17 protein-coding genes are annotated in these 15,640 nt (G+C 61.8%); 12 read left to right on the plus strand and 5 right to left on the minus strand.

Going from position 1 to position 15,640, the window contains the following annotated elements; genetic code table 11:
• Positions 1–51: 51 nt before the first annotated feature.
• Positions 52–687, minus strand: a complete 636-nt coding sequence (locus ACQY1J_RS08285) for a hypothetical protein (protein ID WP_062582496.1) — start codon at positions 685–687, stop codon at positions 52–54.
• A gap of 334 nt (positions 688–1,021) precedes the next feature.
• On the opposite strand from ACQY1J_RS08285, the gene ACQY1J_RS08290 reads away from it, so the two are divergent.
• The 11 genes from ACQY1J_RS08290 to ACQY1J_RS08340 all read left to right on the plus strand — a co-directional run bounded on the left by ACQY1J_RS08290 (position 1,022) and on the right by ACQY1J_RS08340 (position 11,750).
• On the plus strand, positions 1,022–1,198 hold the full coding sequence (locus ACQY1J_RS08290; RefSeq protein WP_165699875.1) for a hypothetical protein: 177 nt from the start codon (positions 1,022–1,024) through the stop codon (positions 1,196–1,198).
• A 206-nt stretch (positions 1,199–1,404) separates the two neighbouring features.
• On the plus strand, positions 1,405–2,184 hold the full coding sequence (locus ACQY1J_RS08295) for a GntR family transcriptional regulator (protein ID WP_430251155.1): 780 nt from the start codon (positions 1,405–1,407) through the stop codon (positions 2,182–2,184).
• Positions 2,185–3,693, plus strand: a complete 1,509-nt coding sequence (locus ACQY1J_RS08300) for an ABC transporter substrate-binding protein (RefSeq protein WP_430251156.1) — start codon at positions 2,185–2,187, stop codon at positions 3,691–3,693.
• A 67-nt stretch (positions 3,694–3,760) separates the two neighbouring features.
• Positions 3,761–4,687 carry an ABC transporter permease gene (locus ACQY1J_RS08305; RefSeq protein ID WP_430251157.1) on the plus strand — a complete coding sequence of 309 codons (927 nt, stop codon included), beginning with the start codon at positions 3,761–3,763 and terminating at the stop codon, positions 4,685–4,687.
• Positions 4,687–5,550 (plus strand): ABC transporter permease, encoded by an 864-nt coding sequence (locus ACQY1J_RS08310; RefSeq protein ID WP_430251158.1) that lies wholly within the window; start codon positions 4,687–4,689, stop codon positions 5,548–5,550. Before ACQY1J_RS08305 ends, ACQY1J_RS08310 begins: the two co-directional genes overlap by 1 nt.
• A 9-nt stretch (positions 5,551–5,559) precedes the next feature.
• Positions 5,560–6,348, plus strand: a complete 789-nt coding sequence (locus ACQY1J_RS08315; RefSeq protein WP_113111316.1) for an SDR family NAD(P)-dependent oxidoreductase — start codon at positions 5,560–5,562, stop codon at positions 6,346–6,348.
• 24 nt (positions 6,349–6,372) lie between these two features.
• Positions 6,373–7,296, plus strand: coding sequence for a polysaccharide deacetylase family protein (locus ACQY1J_RS08320; RefSeq protein WP_430251159.1), 924 nt, complete (start codon positions 6,373–6,375; stop codon positions 7,294–7,296).
• Positions 7,289–8,833, plus strand: a complete 1,545-nt coding sequence (locus ACQY1J_RS08325; protein WP_430251160.1) for a gamma-glutamyltransferase family protein — start codon at positions 7,289–7,291, stop codon at positions 8,831–8,833. Before ACQY1J_RS08320 ends, ACQY1J_RS08325 begins: the two co-directional genes overlap by 8 nt.
• On the plus strand, positions 8,830–9,804 hold the full coding sequence (locus ACQY1J_RS08330) for an ABC transporter ATP-binding protein (protein WP_430251161.1): 975 nt from the start codon (positions 8,830–8,832) through the stop codon (positions 9,802–9,804). The genes ACQY1J_RS08325 and ACQY1J_RS08330 overlap by 4 nt, the downstream gene beginning before the upstream one ends.
• Positions 9,801–10,793 (plus strand): ABC transporter ATP-binding protein, encoded by a 993-nt coding sequence (locus ACQY1J_RS08335; protein ID WP_192077507.1) that lies wholly within the window; start codon positions 9,801–9,803, stop codon positions 10,791–10,793. Before ACQY1J_RS08330 ends, ACQY1J_RS08335 begins: the two co-directional genes overlap by 4 nt.
• A 159-nt stretch (positions 10,794–10,952) precedes the next feature.
• Entirely contained in the window at positions 10,953–11,750 is a 798-nt protein-coding gene (locus ACQY1J_RS08340) for an alpha/beta hydrolase (protein ID WP_430251162.1), read from the plus strand.
• A gap of 27 nt (positions 11,751–11,777) precedes the next feature.
• On the opposite strand, the gene ACQY1J_RS08345 is transcribed toward ACQY1J_RS08340, so the two are convergent.
• Positions 11,778–12,155 (minus strand): GFA family protein, encoded by a 378-nt coding sequence (locus ACQY1J_RS08345; RefSeq protein ID WP_430251163.1) that lies wholly within the window; start codon positions 12,153–12,155, stop codon positions 11,778–11,780.
• 89 nt (positions 12,156–12,244) lie between these two features.
• Here ACQY1J_RS08345 and ACQY1J_RS08350 point away from each other — a divergent pair, with 89 nt between their 5' ends.
• Positions 12,245–12,661: a nuclear transport factor 2 family protein gene (locus ACQY1J_RS08350; protein ID WP_430251164.1), complete on the plus strand. Its 417-nt coding sequence runs from the start codon at positions 12,245–12,247 to the stop codon at positions 12,659–12,661.
• A 50-nt stretch (positions 12,662–12,711) separates the two neighbouring features.
• Here ACQY1J_RS08350 and ACQY1J_RS08355 read toward each other — a convergent pair whose 3' ends face one another.
• From ACQY1J_RS08355 to ACQY1J_RS08365, 3 genes are read right to left on the minus strand one after another with little or no spacing between them, the layout of a single operon-like run.
• Entirely contained in the window at positions 12,712–13,803 is a 1,092-nt protein-coding gene (locus ACQY1J_RS08355; protein ID WP_244631414.1) for a sensor histidine kinase, read from the minus strand.
• Positions 13,804–13,844: 41 nt separating this feature from the next.
• Positions 13,845–14,216 (minus strand): response regulator, encoded by a 372-nt coding sequence (locus tag ACQY1J_RS08360; RefSeq protein ID WP_062455024.1) that lies wholly within the window; start codon positions 14,214–14,216, stop codon positions 13,845–13,847.
• Entirely contained in the window at positions 14,216–15,589 is a 1,374-nt protein-coding gene (locus tag ACQY1J_RS08365; RefSeq protein ID WP_162238002.1) for a PAS domain-containing sensor histidine kinase, read from the minus strand. Before ACQY1J_RS08365 ends, ACQY1J_RS08360 begins: the two co-directional genes overlap by 1 nt.
• Positions 15,590–15,640: the final 51 nt, after the last annotated feature.

A 15,640-nucleotide genomic window follows, 5' to 3' on the forward strand; every position in this document is an offset into this window, starting at 1 on the left:
TGAGGACCTCGTAGCGGCCGTCCGTGCGCGGCGAGATCGAAGGCTGTGGGACTATCCGAGCAACCCGTCGCGCCCGAATTCTTCCCAGCCCGACAGGCCCGCGCCCTCGTTGTCATCAGCCGTTTTTCCAGCCGTCGATTGGCGTTTGGCGGCGGTCTTCAGCGAGCGGGTCAGCTTCGTCTTGAGCGCGGCCCGCCGTCTGTTTTCCGCCGCCATCGCCTTGTCGTCCTCCCGCCACTCGTCGACGGTGCCACCGTCGAGGAGTTCTTCGACGAGGCGTGGATCGAAGACATGGAAGGTGATCTTCTTTGCGCGTCCCGCCAGCCGCACGGTGCGAGTTCCGGCGCTGGGCAAGCGGCCATCGGTGAGCCAGCGAAGTCTTTCGGTCGCGGAAATCGTCAGGATATCCTGGATTTCGCGCGGTATCACGGCGAGGCCTTCGATGCCGACGAGCGCTTGACTTACAACGCCCGACACAAAACGGAATTCGGTCTTCGACGTCTCGGGCATCGCAAGCACAAGGCTGCCTCCATCGAGATCCAGCAACTTGCGCGACGCCATAGGCAGGCGCGCGCGGATCTCCAGCAGGATGCCCTTGGCGCGGACCGCCGAGCCGAGCGTTGCCTTGGGAGGCAGGGGCCACTGTTTGAACAGTTCCGGCGCCTCATTCGTCTTTTGTTTTGGCATCAGGGATAAATGGTCCGCCGGGTCTCTAGCGTCAATGCCGTTGTTGGCTGAGACTTGGCCGATGCTGTGCGTTGTACGAAACACAGACGAAACGCTCTCATTTGGCTGTGTCGGCAAAGACTGTGCCTTCAACTTGTTAGGAACACATTCTCATGACATGGTTTGCGCATCGGCATTGCTGATGAGCGTCGGGCTATTCGATGTTCGCAACTGCCGCTTTCGCTTCCTACCTTTGACCACGGATGTACTGGCACCGGTGAATGAAGCGACGATGAGGAAGGTCGGTGCAATTTTGCCCGGCCTTTTTTCATTCTAAACATACCGAAAGACAATCATGAAAAAGACCGATGCGGCGCTGCTTCTCAAGAAGGCTGAGCGACAGATTGCAAATACCAGCGGCGGTGGTCATCTCGGTGGCACAAATCACGGCCAAGGCTATGATGCCAAGACGACCGGCGCGCACAGCCAAGGCCGCAAGGCGTCGCCCCGCGGCGGCTCTGCCAAGAAGTAAACGAGCTACCAGACCATTGATCAGACCCGTCGTTCACCACGGCGGGTTTTGTCGTTTTAGGGCTTGGGTATTCGGCGACCGCGCTTTTAAGCGCTGGTTTCAGCATTTTGGCACAATTACTTCGGTTTGCGTACCAAATTGGAAAATTATCGCTTTCCCAACGCAAACTGGGATGTCAGACTTTGCATCTGAGAGGGCAGATCGCAATGTTGGATACAGATGCATATGCATCTCCGGCGCCGCCGGAAGGCAAGGCGGGAGTGGCGGAACGGGCGTTGAGGAGCGCGATCGTCGGTTGCGTTCTGATGCCGGGAGAGCGTCTGTCGGAGACTTCGCTGACCACCGAATTCGCGCTCGGTCGCGGTGCCGTACGCGCCGCACTGGCGCGGCTGAAGGCGAGTGGGCTTGTATCCTCGACTGCCCGCAGCGGTTGGGAGGTCGCTCCGATTTCCGCGGCAGAGATCCGCGAACTGATAGCCGCACGCCGCCACCTTGATCCGATACTATGCTCGGCTGCTCTCGACGACGCCGCCAAACGGCGGCTGACCACGCTGTCCCAGATGCATATGGCGCTGCTGCAGCGGCCGGATGTGGGTGGCGATGTGCTTCCCACTATTCGTCGCTGCGAGCGGGACATGCTGGATCTCCTGGCCAGCGCCCTCGGCATGCCTATCGTCGCGGGTTTTCTTGCGGACCTCTGGGATCGCTCCAACAGGCTCGTGAACTTCTTCGAGCGGAGCGGGCGCGCAAAATTTTTGCCGACGAGGTTTTCGTCTTTCGCGGAGGCTCTCGTCGAGGGCCGCACCGCCGATGCAATCGCACATCTCGCGTCCGCCGACGCGGCGCTGGAAGCCTATCTGCTCGATCGCTTTCTCGAAACCGACGCGATGGTTGGCCGCAAGTCCGGCCGTCGCGCCGCGAACAAAGATAAACCGGGTCGCAATCAGCGACCTCAACCGCCCACTGGAAAAACAAGGACATTGTAGATGATGATAGTCAGTCGTTCGATGCGCGCCTCTCTGGCAGGCCTGCTTCTGGCCTGTTCGCCAATGGTCCTGTCCCAGGCAATGGCCAAGGATCAGCTGGTCGTTGATCTCGTCAACGAGCCTTCCTCCCTCGATCCGCACAAGCAGTGGAACCCGGACAGCTACTACGTCTACCGCAATATCTTCGACAACCTGGTTACCCGTGACGATGCAGGGGCCATTGCGCCGCAGATCGCCACCGAATGGAAATATTCTTCCGACAGCGAAATCGTCTTCACGATCCGCAGCGACGTCAAGTTCCACGACGGCACGCCGCTGACCGCCAAGGACGTGGCGTTCAGCGTCAACCGCATCATCGACAAGAAATTCGCCAGCCCGCAGCTCGGCCAGTTCAACAAGATCCTGTCGGCGGAAGCGACCGGCGAACACCAAGTGACGTTGAAGACGGATGGCGCCTATCCGGTGCTGCTTGCCCAGCTCGTCAAGCTGTCGATCGTGCCGCAGCACGTCGTCGAGGAAAAGGGCAGTGACGGCTTCAATGCCGCGCCTGTTGGTTCCGGCCCCTACAAGTTCGCCGCATGGCAGCGTGGCGTTTCGGTTTCGCTTGCCCGCAACGACGACTACTGGGGCGAAAAGGGCGTGTTCCCGACCGCCGAATTCCGCGCCGTGCCGGATGCCGCCACGCGCATTGCCAACCTCGAAGCGGGCGCCAGCGACCTCGTCGTCGGTCTCGATGCGGATCTTTCCGAGCAGCTCAAGAGCTCCGGCGCCGCCAAGCCGCTATCGGTTCTGACCGAGCGGATCGGCTATGTGAAGCTCAACCCGAACCTTCCGCCATTCAACGACAAGCGCGTGCGTGAAGCGGTCGCTCGCTCCATCGACAAGCAGGGGATCGTCGACGGTCTTCTGGGTGGCGTCGACAAGCCGCTCGACCAGATGGCGACATCGGCGCATTTTGGTTACGTGGAAGGCCTGAAAGGCTACCCTTATGATCTTGATGAGGCCAAGCGCCTGATCAAGGAAGCGGGTGCGGCCGGCAAGTCGGTCGCCTTTGCGACATCTCCGACATTCGACCAGCGCATCGTCCAGGCGGTGGCACAAATGATCAGCGATACCGGCCTGACCGTCAACATCGAGATGACGGATATGGCGACCTATCTAAAAAAGGCCCAGAGTGTGCCGGCCAGCCAGCCGCCAATTTCCTTCGGGCGCTGGTCCTGCGCCTGCCAGGATGTCGATGGCGTGCTGTTCTCGCTGCTGCATTCGTCCAGCGCGTGGGCTTCGATCGCCGACCCGAAGATCGACAAGCTCTTGGAAGACGCCCGCAACACGCTGGATGAGAAGAAACGCCTCGAAGCCTACAAGACGGTGAGCACCTACGTCGTTGAGGAGGTGCCGATGGTGCCGATCTATCAGGCGGCGATCATCTACGGCGCAGCGAAAAACCTCGAATGGCAGCCGACGGCAAACGAAAGCCTGTTTCTCAATCGGATGAAGTGGACCGACTGATTTTGGTTATGCGCCGGCCCCGGTTGCGGGGCCGTTTCGCCCGCAAATCACGAAGTGGACTGCAGTATTGCCGGCTTTCTTCCTCAAGCGCGCTTTCCAGGCCCTGATCGCCATCATTGGCGTGATGACCCTGATCTTCTTTCTGCAGCGGCTTGCGGGAGATCCCGTCCTACTGCTCGTGCCTGAAAATGCCACCAAGGCGGATATCGATGCGCTCAGGGCGTCGCTCGGCTTCGATCGGCCTCTGTCGGTCCAGTATCTCGAATATATGGGCGCGCTCCTGACCTTTGATTTCGGCCGCTCCTATGTCCAGAACGTGCCGGTCTGGACGCTGATCGCCAGCCGTCTTCCCTATACGCTGATGCTGGCCGGCGGCGCGCTCGTCGTCGCCTTCGGTGTCGGCATCCCGCTTGGGGTGGCGATGGCCGTGCGCCGCGGCTCGGCGGATGCCAAGGCGATGATGGGCGTTGTTCTGGCGGGACAGTCGATGCCAACGTTCTGGAGCGCCATCCTGATGATCATGGTGTTTGCGGTGTGGCTCGGCTGGTTGCCGCCATCCGGCGCCCGCGACTGGCCAAGCATCATCATGCCGTCGATCGCACTCGGTCTTCTCTCCATGGCGACCTTCGCCCGTGTTTCGCGCACCGCGGTTCTGGACGAACTGGAAAAGGATTACGTCCGCACCGGCCATGCCAAGGGCTTGCCGATGATCCGCATCGTCATGCGCCATCTGCTGCGGAACGCTGCGATCCCGGTGGTAACCGTTGCAGCTCTCGAAATCGCCAATCTTCTGGCGGGTGCCGTGATCGTCGAGACGGTGTTTGCCTGGCCGGGGCTCGGCCAGTTGACCGTTCAGGCCATCAACGCGCGCGATTTCATGCTGGTTCAGGGCGTCGTGCTGCTTGGCGCCATTACGGCCATCGTTCTCAACCTTGTCGCCGATCTGCTCTACAGCATCATCGATCCGCGTATCCGCATCGAAGGGAGCGCCTGATGGCAGTGACCACTCCCGCACCGCGCGCGATGTCCCGGTCACGGCGCATGCCGTGGACCGTGGTGCCCTTTGCCGCCATTCTGGTCGCGCTGGTTCTGATGGCGATCTTTGCGCCTCTCGTGGCGCCGCTCGATCCCAACGCCCAGAACCTTCTGGCGCGCTTGAAGGCACCGGGCTTTCAAAGCCGCGGCCTCGTCTATTATCTCGGCTCGGATGAACTCGGCCGCGATGTTCTCAGCCGGACGATCTATGGCGCACGGGTGTCGCTGCTGGTTGCCTTCGCATCGGTCATCCTGTCGGGCATTTTCGGAAGCGCGCTCGGCATGATCGCCGCCTTCTATCGCGGCTGGGTCGAAACCATCATCATGCGGCTGGTCGATATCGTGTTGTCGGTGCCTGCCATTCTTCTGGCGATCATCACGGTTGCGGTACTCGGCCCAAGCCTTTCCAACGTAGTCATCGTGCTGGCCCTGACGCGGTGGCCTCGCTATGCGCGCGTCGCCTACGGCCAGACGCTGTCGGTCGCGAACATGCCCTATGTCAGGCTCTCGCGGTTCATGGGCGCCGGGTGGTTCCGGCTGCTGTGGCGCCACATCCTTCCCAATATCGCCGGCGGCCTGATCGTCGTCGCGACGCTCGAGTTCGGCCTGATGGTGCTGTTCGAGGCCGGACTTTCGTTCCTCGGCCTCGGCGTGCAGCCGCCAACGGCGAGCTGGGGCGCAATGCTTTCCACCGGCCGCAACTATGTCGGGTCCGCCTGGTGGATCGCGACATTTCCGGGACTGGCGCTATTTCTGCTGGTTCTCTCGATCAATCTGATTGGCGATCATGCCCGCGACCGCCTCGATCCGCGTGGGCGATAGGAGTATTTCATGAATTTCGAAAATGAGTTCAAGGCCAAGAAGGTCATCGTCACAGGTGCCTGCGGCATTATCGGCGGATGGATCGTCGATGCGTTTGCGCGCGAAGGGGCCGAGGTCTGCCTGACCGACCGCGATGCCGAAAAGCTCGAGGCGAAACTGGCGACGCTGCCGGGAACCGGCCATGTGGCGATCGCCGCCGACCTCACCGATACCGGCTCGATGACCGCATTTGCGGAAGAAGTTTCGGGACGCTGGGGCGCGCCGGATATCCTCGTCAACAATGCCGGCATCTATCCGTCGGGATTTCTTCTCGATATTTCGATCGATGACTGGGACGACATCATGGGCGTCAATCTGCGCGCACCGTTCCTGCTGTCGCAGCTGTTTGCCAAGCAGATGATCAGCGCCGGCAAGCCGGGCTCGATCGTCAACATCTCGTCCGGTGCCGCGCGGAAGATGCGCACGACGGTGGTTCCCTACTGCACATCCAAGACGGCGCTCGACCGCCTGACCAAGGGTTTTGCGCTGGAACTCGCCGAATACGGGATCCGGGTCAATGCGGTGGAGCCGGGGTTCATTTCCGGCAGCGATGTCAGCGCGCTGGCGCAGGATCATATCGACACGGTGACGGCCTCCATACCGCTTGGCAGAACGTCGTCCGCGCAGGATGTCGCGTCAGCGGTTCTCTACGTCACGTCAGCGGGCGGGGCCTACATGACCGGCGCGACCTTGACCGTCGACGGCGGCAATTCGATCGGCTCCCAGGTCGTTTTCCAGGCAAAGAAAAAGGCGCTGTAACATGCGCGTTCCAAGCGAGGTCGGATGTCAAATCCCCTGCAGATAAAGTCCCCCTGGCCCGCCTATGAGTGGCCGCAGAGCAAACAGTCGGCAGTGCTGCTGTCGGTCGACGTGGATGCGCATGTGCCGTTCATGTGGGCGAACAAGGACCATGTGCCGGACCGGATGGGCACGCTCGAAATCCGCCGTTTCGGTCCGCGCACGGGGATCTACCGGCTGCTCGACCTGTTCGCGCGCTATGAGGCGAAGGCAAGTTTCTACGTGCCCGCGCTGACGGCCGAGACCAATCCCGAGATGCTTGCCGCCATTCTCGAAGGCGGCCACGAGATCGGCCTGCACGGCTATTTCCACGAGATCGTCTCGGAAGTCTCCGACGACGAGTTTACCGGCGCGCTCGAAGCCAGCATGGAACTGCTGACGCGGGAAACCGGGGTAAAGCCCGTCGGCTTCCGCTCGCCGGCCTGGGAAATGACGCCGCATATGCTGCGCGAACTGCGTCGGGTGGGCCTCGCCTACGATTCCTCGCTCTCGGGCTTTGATCATCCCTACGAGATCGACGGTGTGGTCGAGATCCCGGTGCAATGGGCGCTCGACGATGCGATCTTCTTCAAGTTCGAAGGGGGAGGCCGAGACAAGTGGCCCTATCAATCCGGCCGCGCCGTGCTGCAGGACTGGATCGCGGAATGGCAGGCGCTGCATCGCTTCGGCGGGTTGTTCACGCTGACGGTGCATGACTGGATTTCCGGCCGTGCCCAGCGCATCGCGCTTCTCGAGGAGCTGCTGGATACGATCACCGCCGACAAGGGCACCTGGATCGCGACGGCCGCCGAGATCGCTCACCACCACGCCACATCCGGCAATGCTGGCCGCTTTGCCGTTGATGGCAAGGCTCCCGAGGCGATCGGAACCCGCAGGTTCGGACAGGATATTGGACATAGCCATGGGTGAACACTGGAACGTCCAGAAGGGCGAGCGGCGCAGCGCTGGCGGGCTCGTCGCTTGCCAGAACTGGATGGCAGCGGAAAGCGGCGCCGATGTGCTGTCGCGCGGCGGCAATGCCATGGATGCGGCCGTCACGACTGCACTGACGCTCAGCGTCGTCGAGCCGTGGCTTTCGGGCGTCGGAGGAGGCGGGTTCCTGCTGCGGGCCGACGGACAGGACGGCCGGGTCGATACGCTCGATTTCAATGTCCGCTCGTCGCGCAACATCGATCCTGCCGATTATCCTGTCGTGGCGGGACGGGACGGAGACTGGTTCGACTGGCCGCAGGTGCGCGATGATCGCAACCTGATCGGCTACAGCTCCATCTGCCTTCCGGGTGCCATTGCAGGCCTTTCGGCGGCACTGGAACGGTTCGGCACGATCAGCTTTGCCGAGGCACTGCAGCCGGCGATCGACCATGCCCGCCGCGGTCTGGCGCTCGACTGGTTTACGGTGCTCTGTCTTGCCATAGATACGGAAGGCCTTGCGCGCTTCCCGGCATCGTCGCAGCTGTTTCTGAAGGATGGCCGTGCGCCGCGCGTGCAGGAAATCGGACCGGGCAGCACGATCCCGATGCCGCGCAAGGCCGCCATGCTGGAACGACTGGCAAAGGCCGGTGCCCGCGATTTCTACGAGGGCGAAATCGCAGCATCGATCGTCAGCGATCTCAACGCCGGCGGATCGCCGATCGACCTTGCCGAAATGCGCGACTACCAGCCGCGTTGGTCCGACCCGCTAAAGGTCGATTACCGCGGCATGACGATCAATGCGATGCCGGGTCTTTCCGGCGGTCCGACGCTTGTCGAGGCTCTATCCGAGCTTGACTTGACCCTGCCGCAGGACGGCCCGCTGTCCGGCGGGACGGCGCTTGCGTTTGGCCGCGCCATTCGTCGCGCCTCGGAGCATCGCTTGCGCACGCTCGGCCACGGGAGCAGCGGAGAAAGCTGCACCACGCATATCAGCGTTGTCGATCGCGACGGCACGATGGTCTCGCTTACCAATACGCTTCTGTCGCGCTTCGGCTCGAAAGTGGTTCTGCCCTCAAGCGACCTCCTGATGAACAACGGCATGATGTGGTTCGATCCACGCTCGGGCCAGCCCAATTCGATCGCGGCCAATGCAAGGCCGCTGGCCAATATGTGCCCGATTATCGCAACGAAGGGCGGGCGGCCGAAGCTTGCTCTCGGGGCTGCCGGCGGACGCCAGATCATGCCGGCCGTGGCGCAGATCCTCTCCTATGTCGCAGCCTTCGGCATGTCGCTGGAAGAGGCGATGCACGCGCCGCGGATCGATGCGAGCGGCGTCACGCTGCGGGTCAACGAAAAGGCGAAACCCGATGTCGCATCACGGCTCGGCGAGGAGTTTCCGGTCGAGATCATCGCCGATACGCTCTACCCGGTGAATTTCTCCATTCCGTCAGCGGTTCTTCGCGACGGCGCAGAGAATATCGGGATGGCGCATCCGAACCATCCGCTTGCGGCCGTCGGGGCGGAGCGCACATGACGGGACCCGTTCTTGTGGTTGATGACCTCAGGGTTTCGATCGGCGCGCAGCCGGTGGTCGATGGCGTCAGTTTCCACGTCGACCAGGGCGAGATTCTGTCCGTCGTCGGCGAGTCCGGTTGCGGAAAGTCGATGACGGCGTTTTCCGTGATGGGCCTGCTGCCAAAGGTAGCCCGCGTCGATGGCGGCCGCGTCCTGTTCGGTGGGGAAAACCTGCTGACGGTGCCGGAAGCCAAGCGCCGGCAGCTGCGCGGCAATGATCTTGCGATGATCTTCCAGGAACCGGTCGCGTCGCTCAACCCGCTGATGAAGATCGGCCGGCAGATCGAGGAAAGCCTCGTCGTGCATCGCGGGCTCGACGCCAAGGCGGCTCATCGTGCGGCGATCGCCATGCTGGAAGAGGTGGGTATTCCCGAGCCGGAGATCCGCTCCGGCCAATATCCGTTCGAGCTTTCGGGCGGCATGTGCCAGCGCGCGATGATCGCCATGGCGCTGATCTGCAAACCCAAACTGCTGATCGCCGACGAGCCGACCACGGCGCTTGATGTCACCATCCAGGCGCAGATCCTCGACCTGATGAAAAGGCTGCGCGACGAGACCGGAACCGCCATCCTTTTGATCACCCACGATATGGGCGTGGTTGCCGATATGGCGGACCGGGTTGCGGTGATGTATGCCGGGCGGGTCATCGAGGAGGCGCCGGTTGATACGATTTTCGCGCGTCAGGAACACCCCTATACGCGGCTGCTGCTATCGACCATTCCGCGGCTGGACGGAAAGCCGAAGGCGATGCTGCCGACGATCGAGGGGCTTGTGCCCGACATCGGCCAGTGGCCGGTCGGCTGCCGCTTCAGCCCGCGCTGTCCGCTGGCCGACCAGCACTGTCTCGACGAAATCCCGCCGCTTGCGCCTCGCCGTGACGAGGGCAGTGCCGCCTGCTGGCATTCGGAACGGGTGGGAGAAATGCTATGACTGAACCGCTTCTGTCGCTGTCCGGCCTCAAGGTGCATTTTCCCATCCGCGGCGGCCTGCTCGGACGTCCGACCGGGTTCGTCAAGGCCGTCGACGGCATCGATCTCGACATCGCCCATGGCGAAAGCGTCGCTCTGGTGGGCGAGTCCGGCTGCGGGAAGTCCACGCTTGGCGCGGCCATTCTGGGCATGACCAAACCGTCGGCAGGCAGCATCCTGTTCGAGGGCAAGCCTATCGTTCATGGCGAGACCGCCTCGAGGCGCGCCCTGTCCCGCGAGGTGCAGATCGTTTTCCAGGATCCGGTTTCCGCTCTCAATCCGAAAATGTCGATCGGCGAGAGCATCGGCGAGCCGCTGGCGATCCACGGTGTCGGCAATGCTGCAGAGAGGGCCGAGCGCGTTGCCGAGCTTCTCGCTCTCGTTGGACTGCATCCGCAGCATGCGGAGCGCAAGCCGAACGCGTTTTCGGGCGGGCAGCGACAGCGGATCGTGATCGCGAGGGCCTTGGCGCTCAACCCCAAACTGCTCATCCTCGACGAGCCTGTGTCCGCCCTCGATGTGTCGATCCGCTCGCAGATCCTCAACCTGCTTCTCGATCTTCAGAGGCGGTTCGGTCTGTCCTACCTGTTCATAAGCCACGACCTCTCCGTCGTCCGGCATTTTGCCGACAGGGTTGCGGTGATGTATCTCGGGCATCTGATCGAAACGGGCCGGACGGACGATGTGTTTGCGCGCCCGGTGCATCCCTATACGGAAGCCCTTTTGTCGGCGGTGCCGCTTCCAGATCCTGTAGCGCAGCGAAAGCGGCAGAGGATCGTGCTGAAGGGGGATCTTCCGAGCCCTGCCAACCCGCCCAAAGGCTGCAAGTTCGTGACCCGCTGTCCTCTGGCCGTCGATATCTGCCATGTGACGCACCCGCCGCTGGTCTCGACCGGGCCGGGCAGGGAGGCCGCCTGCCATGTCCGCGCCGGAACCGTTGCCGCGGTCTGATCGCATGGCGTTGTTTCGGCGCCGCCGATGGTGCCAACTGTCCCAAAGTCGATCGGGTCACTACACGAAAGTGTAATCGCCGAGGGGCAATCGTTGCCGCGGGTTTCCGGAACGATTTGGAATGGCTGTGGTTTCGGGTGGGATCAATCAGGAATACCCATGCCGCGCCTGAACTTCGCCGTCCCGTTCACATCTGCTTCCATCTTCTTGATGACGCTTCTGTGCAGCCCGGCTCATGCCGTGGATGCCTCGGGAACGCGCGCTGACCTGCGCGCGCCAAAACCGGTTGCAGGGCCGATCGAGGCGGGCATCCCTCTTGTCGATCAGGCGAAAGGAGCCGTTGCCATCAAAACCTCTCAAACGAAACCGCGTCGTCTGGTGATTTTCCTGCACGGCATCAGAGGCTCCGGTTCGGTCATGGCGGCCATCGGCAGTTCCTGGCAGTCAAGCCTGACGGACACGCGGTTCGTCGCGCCGGATGCGCCGTTTGCGCATCGGTCCGGCGGTCGTCAGTGGTTTGCGGTCGACGATCAGGTGCTGCGGCCGGACCGTATTGAGGGCGCGAGAAAGGCTTTCGACAAGCTGATGGCCGGCATCGTCGAACGCGAAGGTTTCAAAGGTGATCTGGAAAGTGTCGCCTTTGTCGGCGTGTCTCAGGGTGCAATCATGGCGCTGGACGCCGTGTCCTCCGGGCGCTGGAAGGTCGGCGCAGTCGTCAGTATCGCCGGCCTGTTGCCGCTGCCGCCCAAGGCCTCGGCCTCGAAGATACCGGTTCTTCTGATGCATGGCGAGGCGGATCAGACGATCCCGTCCGTGGCATCCGTTGCCGCCGCCGGCCAGCTGCGGGGCGCGGGTTACGACGTTACTTTGAAACTCTATCCCCAGGTCGGACACACGATCTCGTCCGAAGAGGCGAGGCAAGCCGTGCTTTTTCTGCGCGACCGGTTTGATCGCTAGCAACAAGCACGGGGCACCGTTCGGGTGCTAAGGTCGGTCCTCGTCAAACTGCTCCGCGTCCGGCAGCGCGGCAAGCCATGGCTCCCGTCGTTTGATCCAGAGTTCGTAGGTCGGCACTATACCCGAAGGCGCGTCGCGCAGGCTTCCGAGCTTGACCTCGGCCTCGTGCTCATCGCAGACGAAAAGCCGTGAACCGCACGACGGACAGAAGCGCCGTCCCCCATGTTCGGCCGTCGTTCCTTCACTCAAGAAAGCATGAGCAGGCCAGATGCCGAAATAGGTGAAAGCCGATCCGCTCTCCTGACGGCAGTCGGTACAGTGACAGAGCCCAACCCGCGTGGGTTCGCCCGCCACACTGAATGTCACCTTGCCGCAGAGGCAACCACCCATTCGCACGACCGTCATGACGACCTCCTCCGGAATGCGCTTCGTCTTTGTCCGGAACATCATCTTCCGGTGCTGGTTCCAATTGCAAGATTTAAGAAGGAACCGATATGACCCAACTGACCGACAATTTCATCGCTGCCCTTCATCGTCTGGAAAAGTCCAGCGACGTCGATACTATCGCCCGCCTGTTCCGCGACGATGCTGTCCTGTCCAACCCGTTGTCGATCCATGATTCAGCCGAGTCGGGAGCCGCACAGACGTTCTGGACGGCCTATCGCGCCGCGTTTTCGACGATCGAGTCCGAATTCATCAACGTCGTCGAAACCGATGGCGTCGCCATACTCGAATGGCGCAGTGACGCGGTTGTCGAGGGGCAGTCCGTGGCCTATTCAGGCGTCAGCGTTCTCGAAAGCGATGGCGAAGAGATCAAGTCGTTCCGGGCCTATTTCGATCCTCGCGAGCTTGTCGCCAAAGTCGATACCCGTGCGGTGGATGCAACGCCGAGCGACGTTGAGCCCGCCTGACTTTATGTCGAGATCGTCATCGCTGCCAAATCCCGTCTGCCGAAGCCCCGTCAGACCAGGGCGGCAGCGTTCTCCCGGGCGCTGTTCAGGCGCCCGGTCTGGATCTTGCCATGAAGCTCGAACCGCACGCCGTCGAAGTTGTAGAGGGTCTTGCCTTCGCCTTCAAAATACGCGGGCACGATCTTGTTGGTCAGCCGTGATCCAAATCCCGTCCTGGCCGGAGCCATTACGGGTGGGCCCCCGGTTTCCTGCCAGACCAAATGGAACGTCCCATCCGCAGTGACTTCCCACGAAATTCCGATCCGCCCGGTCTCTGTGGATAAGGCGCCGTATTTCACGGCGTTTGTCGCAAGTTCGTACACCGCGAGCGAGAGTCCGATCGCCTGCTGCGATGCCACGTAGAGGTCCGGCCCGGAGATCACCGCACGATCGGGCCGATCGAGATGCGCTGCGAGGGCTGCCTCGACGATCCCCCGGACGGGGGTGTTGTCGGCAGAATCGTGCAGAAGTTCCTGCGCGCTCCCAAGCGCGGCGATCCGGTCCGAGACGGTGGCCCTTGCTTGGTCGAGGCTGCTTGCCTGACGCAGCGTCGACGAAACGACCGCAGCTGTTACTGCAAGCGTATTCTTGACGCGGTGTACCAGCTCGCGCTGCAATGCGCGCTGGTTCCTGCGGGCGAGCACTCCCGGCGTTGCGTCGAGGGCGATGTTGATCATGCCCTTGATCTCGCCCTTCTCGTATAGCGGGCTGTAGGAAAAGGTCCAGAAGGTCTCTTCGTCGTATCCGTTGCGCCGCATCGTCAGAGGAAGTTCCTCGGCCCAGGTTCCGTCGCCCGACAGCGCCTGGTTGACGAAAGGCTCGATATCCGGCCAGATTTCCGACCAGACCTGTTTGGCAGGCTGACCGAGGGCGCCGGCTTCCTTTGCGCCCAGAAGCGGTGCGTAGGCATCGTTATAGAGGATGTTGAGTTGCTCCCCCCAGAACACGCAGATCGCATGCTTTTGGCCCAGCATCATTTCGATGACAGAGGTCAGCGCTTCGGACCATGACGAAATCGGTCCCAGCGATGTTGGCGACCAGTCGTATTCAGCCGTCAGCCTCGCCATCCGGCCGTTGCCAATATTGGACAGAGGTCTTGTCATCTCGTGGTTCTTTCGCGGTGGGCGATCTCGATGTACCTCATTCAGATCGTTGAAGATAATCCCAATTCGAAGAGCGCGACGCTGAGCTGGCGTTCCGAGATCGGTTTCGACAGGAAGCGTGCTCCCTGCGGCAAACTACCCTGATCGGGCGAGAAACGTCCAGAGATGACGATGATTCTGCATTCCGGCCACCGCGAAGCCGTCAGGTTTGCGAGTTTGATGCCGTTCATCGATCCCGGCATGTCGATATCCGTCAGCATCGCCTTGACCGGAATGCCGGCCTCCAGAAGCGCAAGCGCCTGATCGGCATTGGCGGCTTCGACCACATCGAAGCCGCTGTCGCTGAGGACGTCCGCCAGATCCATGCGGATCAGACCGTCGTCTTCGACCACGAGGATGGGATGATGTTTCATCAATGTTCCTGCTGGAAACCCTGGAGGTCTGCGTCAATCCGGAAGGTGAGACCTGAAGGCTGGAATGTGAAGGCGACGGTACTGTCTGCGGTCCCGTTAAGCCCGGCATTGATCAGACGCAAACCGGAACCGGGGCCTTCGGGTTGTTGCACCGGCGGCCCGCCTGTCTCGGTCCAGATAAGTTCGAAGCGATCCGATTTCGGGCCGGCGATCTTCCACTGGATATTGACCCGCCCGTCCGGAAGCGAAAGGGCTCCGTATTTGACTGCATTCGTCGCCAGTTCGTGCAGGATCAACGAGAGAGAGAGGGAAGGGCGCGAGCCGACCTTGATATTCGTGCCTGTAACGGTGATGCGGGGATTTGCAGGGTCGTCATGAAGGGACGTCATCTTGTCGACGAGCTGCGTGACAGTCGAGGCGCCCATACCGCCTAGCAGAATGGTATCGTGGGCGGCGCTAAGGACGGCGATCCGGTCCGATAGGCGGACCCTGGCGCTGGCGAGGTCTGTCGAATTTCTAAGCGTCTGCGATGCGATCGCCTGCACCATTGCAAGCTGGTTTTTCAGGCGGTGCCCCAGTTCATGCGACAGCTGTGCCTGTTTTTCCTCCTCCGCTCGAAGCTCCGTGACATCGATTGCCTGAACGAGAATGCCGATGACCTTGCCGTCATCCTCCACCATGGGCTGATAGGCGAGATCGATGACCCGGTCCTGCTTTTCGCCGGCGGTTCCTCTGTTCAATTCGATCCGAAGGTTTTTCGCAACGAAGGGTTCGCCCGTCTGGTAAACTCTGTCGAGGATGTCGATGTAACCCTGGCGGACCACTTCCGACACGGCCTCGGCGACCGTCTTGCCGATGATGTCGCGGCCGCTGCCGATCATCGAGTAGTAGACTTCGTTGGCGTATTCAAAGACGTGATTGGGTCCGGTCAGCATGGCGATACCGCCGGGGCTGAGTTCGAAGACTTGCTCGAAGCGCTCCCGCAGGGTCCGTTCGGCGTTTCGTGCCGCCACGGTCGATGTCTGCTCGGTGCAGGCGCAGAACATTCCCAGCACCGTTCCCCAGGGGTCTCGGACCGGCGTGTAGGAAAAGGCGAAATGCGTTTCTTCGGGAACGCCGTTGCGATGCATGACGAACTCGATATCGTCCATCGACGTACCTTGTCCGGCATAGGCTGCAGAAATGATCGGCTCCACCTGATCCCAGATGTCGTGCCACAGTTCGCCGAAGGGTTTTCCGAATGCGGCCGGGTGCCGCTTGCCGCACATTTCGGCGTAGCCGTCGTTGTAGAGCGTCGTCTGTGAAGGGCCCCACACGATCAGCATCGGTTGCAGCGACCCGAGCATGACGTTCACCAGAGTCCGCAACTCCACGGCCCAGCGATCCTTCGGGCCGATATCTGAGGATTCCCAGTCATATACGTC

This window comes from Neorhizobium sp. DAR64860/K0K1 (genome assembly GCF_050500205.1).
Classification (GTDB): domain Bacteria; phylum Pseudomonadota; class Alphaproteobacteria; order Rhizobiales; family Rhizobiaceae; genus Neorhizobium; species Neorhizobium soli.

Excerpts from the sequence above, each read along its gene's own strand:
- ACQY1J_RS08285 (WP_062582496.1), bottom strand. The coding sequence starts at position 687 with ATGCCAAAACAAAAGACGAATGAGGCGCCGGAACTGTTCAAACAGTGG.
- ACQY1J_RS08290 (WP_165699875.1), top strand. The coding sequence starts at position 1,022 with ATGAAAAAGACCGATGCGGCGCTGCTTCTCAAGAAGGCTGAGCGACAG.
- ACQY1J_RS08345 (WP_430251163.1), bottom strand. The coding sequence starts at position 12,155 with ATGACGGTCGTGCGAATGGGTGGTTGCCTCTGCGGCAAGGTGACATTC.
- ACQY1J_RS08360 (WP_062455024.1), bottom strand. The coding sequence starts at position 14,216 with ATGAAACATCATCCCATCCTCGTGGTCGAAGACGACGGTCTGATCCGC.
- ACQY1J_RS08340 (WP_430251162.1), top strand. The coding sequence starts at position 10,953 with ATGCCGCGCCTGAACTTCGCCGTCCCGTTCACATCTGCTTCCATCTTC.
- ACQY1J_RS08325 (WP_430251160.1), top strand. The coding sequence starts at position 7,289 with ATGGGTGAACACTGGAACGTCCAGAAGGGCGAGCGGCGCAGCGCTGGC.
- ACQY1J_RS08355 (WP_244631414.1), bottom strand. The coding sequence starts at position 13,803 with ATGACAAGACCTCTGTCCAATATTGGCAACGGCCGGATGGCGAGGCTG.
- ACQY1J_RS08335 (WP_192077507.1), top strand. The coding sequence starts at position 9,801 with ATGACTGAACCGCTTCTGTCGCTGTCCGGCCTCAAGGTGCATTTTCCC.
- ACQY1J_RS08315 (WP_113111316.1), top strand. The coding sequence starts at position 5,560 with ATGAATTTCGAAAATGAGTTCAAGGCCAAGAAGGTCATCGTCACAGGT.
- ACQY1J_RS08320 (WP_430251159.1), top strand. The coding sequence starts at position 6,373 with ATGTCAAATCCCCTGCAGATAAAGTCCCCCTGGCCCGCCTATGAGTGG.
- ACQY1J_RS08310 (WP_430251158.1), top strand. The coding sequence starts at position 4,687 with ATGGCAGTGACCACTCCCGCACCGCGCGCGATGTCCCGGTCACGGCGC.
- ACQY1J_RS08295 (WP_430251155.1), top strand. The coding sequence starts at position 1,405 with ATGTTGGATACAGATGCATATGCATCTCCGGCGCCGCCGGAAGGCAAG.
- ACQY1J_RS08300 (WP_430251156.1), top strand. The coding sequence starts at position 2,185 with ATGATGATAGTCAGTCGTTCGATGCGCGCCTCTCTGGCAGGCCTGCTT.
- ACQY1J_RS08350 (WP_430251164.1), top strand. The coding sequence starts at position 12,245 with ATGACCCAACTGACCGACAATTTCATCGCTGCCCTTCATCGTCTGGAA.
- ACQY1J_RS08330 (WP_430251161.1), top strand. The coding sequence starts at position 8,830 with ATGACGGGACCCGTTCTTGTGGTTGATGACCTCAGGGTTTCGATCGGC.